Origin of the sequence: Duganella callida, from assembly GCF_004614165.1 — a bacterium.
Taxonomy (GTDB): Bacteria; Pseudomonadota; Gammaproteobacteria; order Burkholderiales; family Burkholderiaceae_D; genus Rugamonas; species Rugamonas callida.
The window spans coordinates 63,007-73,945 of sequence record NZ_SPVG01000005.1; the positions used below are offsets into that span (position 1 = coordinate 63,007).

Annotated in this window: 8 protein-coding genes; 1 reads left to right on the top strand and 7 read right to left on the bottom strand. The window is 62.4% G+C overall.

Annotated features, from left to right (window positions below; translation table 11 throughout):
• Positions 1-5 precede the first annotated feature (5 nt).
• From E4L98_RS00480 to ppsA, 6 genes are all read right to left on the bottom strand, one after another.
• On the bottom strand, positions 6-1,112 hold the full coding sequence (locus E4L98_RS00480) for a hypothetical protein (protein WP_135199595.1): 1,107 nt from the start codon (positions 1,110-1,112) through the stop codon (positions 6-8).
• Complete coding sequence (locus tag E4L98_RS00485; RefSeq protein WP_135199596.1) at positions 1,109-2,836, bottom strand: AAA family ATPase; 1,728 nt, start codon at positions 2,834-2,836, stop codon at positions 1,109-1,111. The genes E4L98_RS00480 and E4L98_RS00485 overlap by 4 nt, the downstream gene beginning before the upstream one ends.
• Positions 2,837-2,843: 7 nt before the next feature.
• Positions 2,844-3,269: a DUF4259 domain-containing protein gene (locus E4L98_RS00490; protein ID WP_135199597.1), complete on the bottom strand. Its 426-nt coding sequence runs from the start codon at positions 3,267-3,269 to the stop codon at positions 2,844-2,846.
• 3 nt (positions 3,270-3,272) lie between these two features.
• Entirely contained in the window at positions 3,273-4,208 is a 936-nt protein-coding gene (locus E4L98_RS00495; RefSeq protein WP_135199598.1) for an SPFH domain-containing protein, read from the bottom strand.
• Positions 4,209-4,231: 23 nt separating this feature from the next.
• Entirely contained in the window at positions 4,232-4,666 is a 435-nt protein-coding gene (locus E4L98_RS00500; protein WP_135199599.1) for an NfeD family protein, read from the bottom strand.
• A 154-nt stretch (positions 4,667-4,820) separates the two neighbouring features.
• A complete protein-coding gene (gene ppsA, locus E4L98_RS00505; RefSeq protein WP_229257167.1) occupies positions 4,821-7,175 on the bottom strand; it encodes a phosphoenolpyruvate synthase in 2,355 nt (784 codons plus the stop codon).
• Between the two features lie 224 nt (positions 7,176-7,399).
• On the opposite strand from ppsA, the gene ppsR reads away from it, so the two are divergent.
• The gene (gene ppsR, locus E4L98_RS00510; protein WP_135199601.1) at positions 7,400-8,248 is read left to right on the top strand and encodes a posphoenolpyruvate synthetase regulatory kinase/phosphorylase PpsR; all 849 of its coding nucleotides are present in this window, start codon (positions 7,400-7,402) and stop codon (positions 8,246-8,248) included.
• 106 nt (positions 8,249-8,354) lie between these two features.
• Here ppsR and E4L98_RS00515 read toward each other — a convergent pair whose 3' ends face one another.
• A complete protein-coding gene (locus tag E4L98_RS00515) occupies positions 8,355-10,787 on the bottom strand; it encodes a catalase (RefSeq protein ID WP_135199602.1) in 2,433 nt (810 codons plus the stop codon).
• Positions 10,788-10,939: the final 152 nt, after the last annotated feature.

The window sequence follows — 10,939 nt, forward strand, 5'->3', positions numbered from 1 at the left end:
GGGGCTTAATCGATTTTAAGAGCGTTGGCGACGTCGAATTGTCGGATCAGGTCACGCTTCATCTTGCCGCGATTGGTGCGCAGAATATCGCGCTTGTCCAGCGACATGCCGTGCAACACCGCATCCTGGAACAGGCGCAGGGTCTGCGCGTCCTCCGTTTTCAAACAATGTTCATAGGCCACGAACCGTCGATGCAGGTCGATGGCCAAAGCGGAGTAGCCGGCATATTTATCCCGCAGCCTGAATGCGTCCACGCCACCGTCCCGGTGAGTCGTGCTCTGCCTGGGCACGATCTGCACTTCGTGCACCATCCCCCACATCCCACGCATCGATAGCTCGAAATGATAGAAATCATCGAAGGCTTCGTGAAACGGATGGACATGGGTATGGAGCGCGAACTCGGCGTCTAACTTGTCGACCGCATTGCAATTGCCGCAGCTGGGTATCAGGTTGAAAAAACTTAGCGCCAGGTAAGGGTGGCGCACCTGCGCAAAATAATGATCCAGCTGAAAATAGGCTTTCAGCATCGGGGCCTCGTCTTTGCCCTTGTGCAGCTGCACGATTTCCAGAACACTGTGGTTACAGTAAGGGCAAGTAGCCTGATTGAACTGCAATTGCCGGTATAGGTCCGCGCAATACTGGGAAGATCGGAAGCTCGCGTAGTCGAAGACGTCGCGGCTCAGGCGCTTGCCAAATTCGGTTTGCTTGAGCTTTCCTTTGTCCGTTTTAAAAAAGTCCCCGCTCTTCGTCAATGCGCCTATCGCCGTCGCCATCGCGGCCAGTGTATCCGGGCGCGCCGTGTACAGCTGCACCAGGTTGGCGCCATCGTTGTGCAGCAGATAATCGAGGAAGTCCTGCTGGCGGCGCAGCTTGGCCGAATCGCCGTCCGCGTAGTACTGCAGATATGTTGCGCCTTTATGTTTGCCCCGGCTTGTGATCGGGGCCGTCTGGCCGGTCGCCTGGCGTAAGCGGCGACAGGCTTCGATTGCGGACTTGGCCGTATATTTTCCGCCATCATCGACCGGATTGAAGTGGCGCCAGTGGCGTTCGACCAGCGTCTTCACATACGCCGCGGGATCCGCCACCCGCAGGTGAGAATCGATTTTGATCAATTCGGCGCCTTCCTCTCAATCATTTTTTGAATCATGCGATCGCCAACGAATTCAGACAAGAACATGATCAACTCACGCTGCTCCGGAGTGAATTCGGTGGGCCTGGCGCCAGAGCCTGGCTCCAGCCAGTCGATTGCCTGCGCGACTTTGTTGTAGGCGAAATCGCTGACCTTGGATTGCTTGAGAAAGAAACCCAGCGTGTACAACTCGTAGAGATTGCCGGCGAAGGTTTTTTCTTCCAGTTGCATGCCATGCAGCGCCGGCTGCTCCGCGTTGAGCAAGGTCACGCATTGATTGGGCAAATCGGACAGCAAAAACGGCGAATGCGATGTCAGCACCAGCTGCATCGTCCCCGGCAGCAGCGCTGGCAAATCGGTAAGCAGCTTTTGCAGAAACCCTTTTTGCCACTCTGGATGCAAATACAGGTCGCCTTCGTCGATGCAGATCAGACGGTGGGCGCGTCCCTGTTTCAGACCATGGCCGTACAGCGAAGAGAACAGGGTCAGGTAGGCTTTGTAACCCGAGCTGATGCCGACCCAGTCCAGAGCGAAAACATCATCGTCGGCAAAGGTCTGGGCGAAATCGGCAACCAGTGCGCGTTCCGTATCGGTTTGATACCGTAACAGGAACTCATGGCGCGCGTAGTTGTGGCGGCCATCCAGTTCGCACACCAGGTCCAGTCCCGCCAAGTACCCTTGCAAGCGACGGATGAAACCGATGCGCATATCGATATCCCTCACCGTCGCATCCGCCCGGAAGCGGTTTGCTGCCTCGACGATGGTAGGGGCATCTCCCCTAATATTCTTTTCCAGGCAGCGTAACATCATCTCGCCCTGTTCGACCGGTGAATCGACAAGAGGCAAGCCGGCAAGCACCGCATTGGCATCGTCCATAAAAACCCGATTGACTTCATTGTTCCTGTCATTGATCTGCAGTTGGTCGAGATAAATCCCGAGAAAAAACGCCCAAATAAATTGCAGAATGAAGCCCGCACTGTTGGCGCTTACCATCAACTGCCGGCGCAAATGCACGTCAACGTCGAGCGCCATTTGCAGATAATCGCGCCGGGCGTGCGCGCGATTGATCAGCCAATCCCGGTTCCAGCAATTGCTGGATATCCTGATCTGCAATGGCAGCGCCAGTGCGAACGTTGTCAGATGCGTCGAATTAAGCAGGTCTATCTGCCGCTTGAAGTCCGAAGCGATCGCTCGCCTGCGCAGGTGGAGCGGTCGCTGATATTGGTTATTCACTGAAATATCGTCCACGCCCTGCGGGAAGTTTGGCGCGCGCTGGTCGAACACGTTGGAAAAATAGACGACCGACAACGGCTCCAGTGCCGACACATATTTCCGCACGCTGACCTCGGCGGCCGCCAGCGCAAGTCGCGGCGCGGCCCGACTGTCGCCGAACGCGTAATGGCAAACATAACTGTCGTCGTCTTCCCGCACAACGATCAGGAAGTCGGCATTCAACACATCCGGCCCACCTTTCAGTACGTGACAGATCATCTCCAGCGCGTTGCTCTTGCCGCTGCCATTCTTGCCGAAGATGCCGGCTACGTCTGCCACTGACTCGCCGAAAAAGTTCCCAGGCAAGGCTCTGGAGGGCAACTTGTCCAAAGTATTGCTGGCGTTCGAATATTCGAACCGCGCCGCGCTGCACAGATTCAGCGAAAAATTCTCGAGGTTGCGGTAGCGGGCTACCCATATAAAACAGATTTTCATGACCGGTTCACGCGCTTAGTCGGGATGTCAGATCGTCGACCGCAGCGCGCCAGTCGGCGTAGTGTTCGCTTTCTTCCCACAACTGGCGCAGTTCGGAATCGGGTGACAGAATCCGCTCCAGCGCTTGCGCCGCCTTGTCAACCAGGTCGGTACGCGGCTTGACAGGTTTGCCCTTGGCCTTGCGTGCATCCACCCACTGATCGACGGCGGCGCTGTCGTCACCGCGCGCGCCGCCTTTGCCTTGCAGGCGCGCCAGCACTTCGATCGCCACCAGCGCTTCGGCCGCATAGGGCGCTTCCAGCTCGCCTGGCGGCGCCTGCAGCACGGCGTTCAGCGTGTCTTCGACCGCGTCGAGATTGCTCGTTTCGTGCAAGTCCTGCGCCCAGTCCTGCGCGTAGTCGTTGCCGAAGGCGTCTACCGCCCAAGTGCCCATGTCTTACTCCTTGATGATTTTGCTTTGCGTTTTGACGACTTGCATGGCGGTCGCAATCAGTCCGCTCATCTCCCCCAGATTGGCCGGTATGATAATCGAATTGTTGGTCTTGGCCAGCTGGCCGAAGGCGTTGACGTACTGCTCCGCCACCTTCAGGTTCATCGCGTCGTCGCCGCCCGGTTCGCGGATGGCGGCGCCCACTTGCCGCAGCGCCGAGGCATTCGCTTCCGCCAGCGCGACGATCGCCGCCGCCTGGCCCTGCGCGCGGTTGATGGCGGCCTGCTTGTCGCCTTCCGAACGCGCGATCTGCGCCTCGCGCTCGCCGCTGGCGATGTTGATCTGTTCCTGCTTGCGGCCTTCCGAGGCGGCGATCAGCGCGCGCTTCTCGCGTTCCGCCGTGATCTGGGCCTGCATCGCGTGCAGGATTTCCTTCGGCGGCGTCAGGTCCTTGATTTCGTAGCGCAGCACCTTCACGCCCCAATTGGCGGCCGATTCGTCGATCGCATTGACGATGGCGGTGTTGATGTGCTCCCGCTCTTCGAAGGTCTTGTCGAGTTCCATGCGCCCGATCACCGAACGCAAGGTGGTCTGCGCCAGCTGCGTGATGGCGGCGATGTAGTTCGATGAGCCGTACGATGCGCGCATCGCGTCGGTGATCTGGAAGTACAGGATGCCGTCCACCTGCAGCTGCGTGTTGTCCCGGGTGATGCAGACCTGCGGCGGCACATCGAGCGGTATCTCCTTCAGCACGTGCTTGTAGGCGATGCGGTCGACAAACGGAATCACGATGTTCAGTCCCGGCCCCAGGGTCGCGTGGTATTTGCCGAGCCGCTCGACCACCCACGCGTGCTGCTGCGGCACCACGTTGATGGTCTTGAACACGAATACCAATGCCAGTACGAACAGGATGAAGGTCACGTTGCCTATGCTGATGTCCATGTATATCTCCGGAAGATGAATCGTTACGCGGTCACGATCAGACGGCTGCCGCGCACCTCGCGTATGGTGTACTGCCCCGGCGCCGGCGCCGCGCCCGGCGCCCCGCTGCGGTCGAACTCCACATCCCACAGCGCGCCGCGGTACATCACGCGCGCCGTGCCATCCTGCCACGCCGGCACATGCACGGTCTGGCCGATATCAAGATTCACGTTGGGATCGCGCTCGGCCCGTACCCGCCGCTGATGCCGGCCGTAGCGGCTGCGGCGCAGCGCCACCGTTGCCGCGACGCCGACCACGGCGGCCACCAGCAGTTGCGGCGCCGCGCCGAATCCCAGCAGCGCCGCCACGCTGCCGGCCGCCATGCCGATGGCGATCATCAGCAGATAAAACGTAGCGCTGAACAGTTCCAGTATCACCGCCAGACCGGCGGCGGCCAGCCAGTAACTCCAGTCAGCCATGATGCGCTCCTTTCGCGGGTAGAAAAGCAAAAACCCCCGCATCCCGGTCGGGCTGCGAGGGTCTCTTTACTGCGGAACAAAATGGTTTGATAGCGTGTTTTGCTACGGAATTCGATAACTCCAGTCTATACCATTTTGCGCCGCCGTCAATGGCTTACAGCGAAGCCAGCTTCTGCCAGGTGTCGATCACCGAGTCCGGGTTCAGCGACATCGATTCGATGCCCTGCTCCATCAGCCACGCCGCGAAGTCGGGGTGATCCGATGGCCCCTGGCCGCAGATGCCGATGTATTTGCCCTGCGCGCGGCAAGCCTTGATCGCCTGCGACAGCAAGGCTTTCACGGCATCGTCACGCTCGTCGAAATCGGCCGCCAGCAGCGCCATGCCGGAATCGCGGTCCAGGCCCAGGGTCAGCTGGGTGAGGTCGTTGGAACCGATCGAGAAGCCGTCGAAGTGCTCCAGGAAGCGCTCGGCCAGAATCGCGTTGGACGGCACCTCGCACATCATGATCAGGCGCAGGCCATTCTCGCCGCGCACCAGGCCGTTCTTGCCCAGCAGTCCCACCACCTTCTCGGCCTGGCCCAAGGTACGCACGAACGGCACCATGATCTCGACGTTGGTCAGGCCCATGTCGTTACGCACGCGTTTCATGGCCGCGCATTCCATTTCGAACGCGCCGGCGAAATCGTCGGCCAGATAGCGCGCCGCGCCGCGGAAGCCCAGCATCGGGTTTTCCTCATCGGGTTCGTAGCGCGAACCGCCGATCAGCTTCTTGTATTCGTTGGACTTGAAGTCCGACAGGCGCACGATCACCGGCTTGGGCCAGAATGCCGCGGCGATGGTGGCCACGCCTTCGGCCAGCTTGTCGACGTAGAAGGCCTTCGGCGAAGCGTGGCCGCGCGCCACCGATTCCACCGCTTTCTTCAGGTCCGCATCGATGTTCGGGTACTCGAGGATCGCCTTCGGGTGCACGCCGATGTTGTTGTTGATGATGAACTCCAGGCGCGCCAGACCGACACCGCCATTCGGCACCGCCTGGAAGTCGAACGCCAGCTGCGGATTGCCGACATTGAGCATGATCTTGGTCGGCAGCTTCGGCAGCTCGCCGCGCGACACTTCCGACACCTCGGTTTCCAGCAGGCCGTCGTAGATGCGGCCCTCGTCGCCCTCGGCGCAGGAGACGGTCACGAAGGTGCCGTCCTTCAGCACCTCGGTGGCGTCGCCGCAGCCCACCACCGCCGGCACACCCAGTTCGCGCGCGATGATCGCCGCGTGGCAGGTCCGGCCGCCACGGTTGGTGACGATGGCGGAAGCACGCTTCATCACCGGTTCCCAGTTAGGGTCGGTCATGTCGGCGACCAGCACGTCGCCCGGCTGCACGCGCTCCATTTCGGACGGATCGGTAATCACGCGCACCGGACCGGCGCCGATCTTCTGACCGATGGCGCGGCCCGAAGCCAGCACCGTGCCGCTCGACTTCAGCTTGAAGCGCTGCTGCACGTCGGTGGACTTCTGCTGCGACTTCACGGTTTCCGGACGCGCCTGCAGGATGTACAGCTTGCCGTCGCGGCCGTCCTTGCCCCACTCGATGTCCATCGGGCGGCCGTAGTGGTTCTCGATGATCACCGCGTACTTGGCCAGCTCCACCACTTCCGCATCGGTCAGCGAATAGCGGTTGCGCAGTTCGACCGGCACGTCGACCGTCTTCACCGAGCGGCCGGCCTTGGCCTCGCTGGTAAATTCCATCTTGATCAATTTGGAGCCGATATTGCGGCGGATGACAGGCGACTTGCCCTTCTCCAGCATCGGCTTGTGGACGTAGAACTCGTCCGGATTCACCGCGCCCTGCACCACCGTCTCGCCCAGGCCATAGCTGGAGGTGACGAACACCACGTCCTTGAAGCCGGATTCGGTGTCGATGGTGAACATCACACCGGCGGCGCCGACGTCGGAACGCACCATGCGCTGCACGCCGGCCGACAGCGCGACTTCGGCGTGGGTGAAGCCCTTGTGCACGCGGTAGGAAATCGCGCGGTCGTTGTACAGCGATGCGAACACGTGCTTCATCGCATCCAGCACGTTGTCGATGCCGACCACGTTGAGGAAGGTCTCCTGCTGGCCGGCGAAGGAGGCATCCGGCAAGTCTTCGGCGGTGGCCGAGGAACGCACGGCGAACGACATCTCGGTGGAGGAATCGGCCACCAGGCGTTGGTAGTAGGCGCGGATCTCGTCTTCCAGGCGCGGCTGGAACGGCGTGTCGACGATCCACTGGCGGATCTCGGCGCCGGCCTGCGCCAGCGAGCGCACGTCGTCGATATTCAGATCCGACAGACGGTCGGCGATGCGGTCGGCCAGCGACTTGCCGCCGGCCTCGCTATACGACAGGAAGTCGCGGAAGGCCTGCGCCGTGGTGGCGAAGCCGCCCGGCACGCGCACACCGGCGCCGGCCAGCTGGCTGATCATCTCGCCGAGCGAGGCATTCTTGCCGCCGACGGATTCGACATCCGTCATGCGTAAATGTTCAAACGAGGCAACGTATACCGCTTCGTTGTTTTGCTCCTTCAATGCTGCGTTGGACATAATTACACCTTTTTGATGATAGAAATCTTTCCGGCGGGCGGCAGGCGGTGTTCTTGTTATTCTGGTGGCCGTGCAGCACAATGCATCCTGTTGGCGCCCATTCTACAGGCTGCGGCGCAAATTGACGATTCACAATACTGGACTGCGCTCTCTACATGACACAAGAACAACGACCACCCCTGCCGTCGGCGGCCCGCACTGTCTTCTTCGTATCGGATGGGACCGGTATCACCGCCGAAACCTTCGGTCACTCCGTGCTGACCCAGTTCGAATTGCGCTTCCGCCAGGTGCGGTTGCCGTTCATCGACACGCTGGACAAGGCCTACGACGCGGTCCGCAAGATCAACGAAGCGTTTGCGACCGACGGTCACCGGCCGATCATTTTTTCGACGCTGGTGAAGGCCGAATTGTCTGACGTGATCCGCCAGTGCAAAGGCATGTACATGGACATGTTCCAGACCTTTGTTGCCCCACTGGAACAAGAATTGGGCGTGAAGTCGACCCATACCATCGGCCGCTCACACAACATCGTCGACAGCGAGGAATACCGCAACCGCATCGAGGCGATCAACTTCTCGCTGGCGCATGATGATGGGCAGTCGCACAAGAACCTGGCCGAGGCCGACGTGATCCTGGTCGGCGTCTCGCGCTCGGGCAAGACGCCGACCAGCCTGTACCTGGCGATGCAGTACGGCATCAAGGCCGCCAACTACCCGCTGATTCCGGACGACTTCGAGCGCGGCAGGCTGCCGTCGGCGCTGTACCAGTTCAAGGCCAAGATCTTCGGCCTGACCATCACCCCCGAGCGCCTGAGCGAAATCCGCAACGAGCGCCGCGCGGGCAGCAAATACGCGGCGCTGGAAAATTGCCGTTACGAAGTCAACGAGGCCGAGCTGATGATGAAGCGCGAAGGCATCCGCTGGCTATCGTCGACCACCAAATCGATCGAAGAGATTTCCACCACCATCCTGCAGGAAATCAAGCCCGACCGCCGCGAGTACTAAACTCCGGGGTCAGGTCTTTCATTGCGTCACGGGCCCAGCTGTAGCGAACGCTACAGCTGGGCCCGTGACGCAATGAAAGACCTGACCCCGGATTTGCCCCGGAATTTCAGACGCGCGGCGGGTCGGTTTCGCGCGCGTAGATGCGGTGCTGGGCCAGCACCGCCTTGAAGCTGGCCAGCGCCTCGGCGGCGTCCGACGGTTCCGCCACGATCACGCCGGGGTCCGGCACGCCGTGCGGCAGCTTGCGCGGGATACGCGCCGCCTTCAGCAGTTCGGCGCCGCTGCCCAGCGCCAGGATCGGCTTGTCGTGACGGTACTGCAGCTTGAGGAATTCCAGCGCCAGCGCGTCGTTGTGCAGCAGCGTGCCGGACGGCGCGCCCTTCACCGTCGGCACCGCGCCGGCGATGATCACCCCGTCCCACAGCACCGACGGCCCGGTCTCGAAACTGATTTCGACATCCAGCGGCGCGCCGTCGTCGGTGGCGAGCGCGCCGATACGGTCGCTCAGCAGACGCGGCACGGCGCCGTCGTCCAGCAGCGCGGCATACAGCTGGCGCACCTGCGCGCCATCCACGCCCAGCGCCACCAGGATCGCCACCCGCAGCGTGCGAATGCCGGTGTGGCCCGGACGTGCGCGCAACGACAGCGACGGCGACGGCGGGTAGTCATATGGCGGCTGGTCGGTGGCGCGCGGCAGCGGCGGCGGCACTTCCATGCCCAGGCCATCGGCGACGGCGGCGGCCAGCCCGGCATCGACGTTGACCAGTCCCGCCAGCATGCGCCGCCGTATCGCCTGCGATTGCACCCGCGTCAGCTCGAAGCGGAAACCGCCGATGATGTGCTGCTGCTCGATCGCGCTCTGACTGATCCAGAACAGGCGCGCCTGCGCATAGTGTTCGGCGAACAGTTCCGGCTTGCCGCGCACCTTGTTGCCGTTGACCGGCTCCGGGAAGCTGACGAAGCCGCGCGCGCCGGCCTGGAACGGACAGCCGCCCGCCAGCGAGTTGGGATCGTAGGCCACGCGGCCGCGGTTGAGCGACTGCCGGTGCATGCCGTCGCGCTGGTTGTTGTGGATCTGCGCCAGCGGCGTGTTGATCGGGATCTCGTGGAAGTTGGCCCCGCCCAGGCGCGATATCTGGGTGTCGATGTACGAATGCAGGCGCCCCTGCAGCAGCGGATCGTTGCTGAAGTCGACCCCGGGCACCACGTGCGCCGCGCAGAACGCCACCTGCTCGGTCTCGGCGAAGAAGTTGTCCGGGTTGCGGTCCAGGACCATCTTGCCCACCGGGCGCACCGGCACCATCTCTTCCGGCACGAGCTTGGTCGGGTCGAGGATATCGAAGGGGAATTGCGCCGCCTGCTCCTCGCTGAAGATCTGCAGGCCCAGTTCATATTCCGGGAACTGGCCGCTGTCGATGGCTTCCCACAGATCGCGGCGATGGTAGTCCGGGTCGGCGCCCGCCAGGCGCGCCGCCTCGTCCCACACCAGCGAGTGGGTGCCGGCCATCGGCGACCAGTGGAACTTGCAGAACACCGCCTGGCCCTCGGCGTTCACCAGGCGGAAGGTGTGCACGCCGAAGCCCTGCATCATGCGGTAGCTGCGCGGGATCGCGCGGTCGGACAAATGCCACATCAGCATGTGTGTGATCTCCGGGCTGAGCGAGGCGAAGTCCCAGAAGGTGTCGTGCGCGCTGGCCGCCTGCGGCATGCCGTTGTTCGGCTCCGGCTTGACCGAGTGGATCAGGTCGGGGAACTTCATCGCGTCCTGGATGAAGAACACCGGGATGTTGTTGCCGACCAGGTCCCAGTTGCCCTCGTCGGTGTAGAACTTGACGGCGAAGCCGCGCACGTCGCGCACCGTGTCGGCCGAGCCGCGTTCGCCGGCCACGGTCGAGAAGCGCACGAACACCGGCGTGCGCTTGCCCGAGGCGGCGAACGGCGCGGCGCGCGTGATGGCGCTCAGATCATCGTAGCTCTCGAAATAGCCATGGGCGGCGGAACCGCGCGCGTGCACCACGCGTTCCGGTATACGTTCGTGGTCGAAGTGGGTGATTTTTTCGCGCAGGATGAAGTCTTCCATCAGCGTCGGGCCGCGCAGGCTGGCCTTCAGCGAATCCTGATTGTCGCCGACCTTGACCGCCTGGTTGGTGGTCAGCTCGCGGCCGCTGTCATCGACGCGCACGCGGTCGAGCGGACGGTTGAGCGCATTGTCGCCGATATCGGGCTGGCCGTCGCCCAGCTTGGGCGAGGCGATGGTCTCGGTGCTGGTGCTGGCGGTGGCCAGCGGGGTTGGCGGCTCGCGGGTTTCGCCGGCGTGCGGCGTGTAGGCGGCGTCGCCATACTCCAGCGGCTTGGTCTCGTTGAACGGCATCTCGGCGGCCAGCTTCTCATCGCCGCTCACCTTCTCCAGCAACTGGCTGGCGATCGGACTGGGCGGCCCCAGCCGCGACGGATGCGGCGGCGCCGACGGCCCCGCCACCGTACTGAGTATGCTACCGGCGCCATCGACCGCGCCGCCGTTGGATTTACGTTTAGCCATCTCGCACCTCGCTGAAATTGCTTTCCCGGCGGGAAGCAGGAGAATGAGTGTGCGGCGGTTACGGCCGAGTGTGTTTGATCACGCGCAACCCGGCGTTAATCCGGGGTCAGTTCTGCCAATCGCACACGAGCCCAGCCGTAGCGAACGCTACG

Bases quoted from the DNA above. Each gene is read 5' to 3' on its own strand.
- E4L98_RS00485 (WP_135199596.1), bottom strand. From the start codon at position 2,836: ATGAAAATCTGTTTTATATGGGTAGCCCGCTACCGCAACCTCGAGAAT.
- E4L98_RS00490 (WP_135199597.1), bottom strand. From the start codon at position 3,269: ATGGGCACTTGGGCGGTAGACGCCTTCGGCAACGACTACGCGCAGGAC.
- E4L98_RS00495 (WP_135199598.1), bottom strand. From the start codon at position 4,208: ATGGACATCAGCATAGGCAACGTGACCTTCATCCTGTTCGTACTGGCA.
- E4L98_RS00500 (WP_135199599.1), bottom strand. From the start codon at position 4,666: ATGGCTGACTGGAGTTACTGGCTGGCCGCCGCCGGTCTGGCGGTGATA.
- ppsA (WP_229257167.1), bottom strand. From the start codon at position 7,175: ATGACGGATGTCGAATCCGTCGGCGGCAAGAATGCCTCGCTCGGCGAG.
- ppsR (WP_135199601.1), top strand. From the start codon at position 7,400: ATGACACAAGAACAACGACCACCCCTGCCGTCGGCGGCCCGCACTGTC.
- E4L98_RS00515 (WP_135199602.1), bottom strand. From the start codon at position 10,787: ATGGCTAAACGTAAATCCAACGGCGGCGCGGTCGATGGCGCCGGTAGC.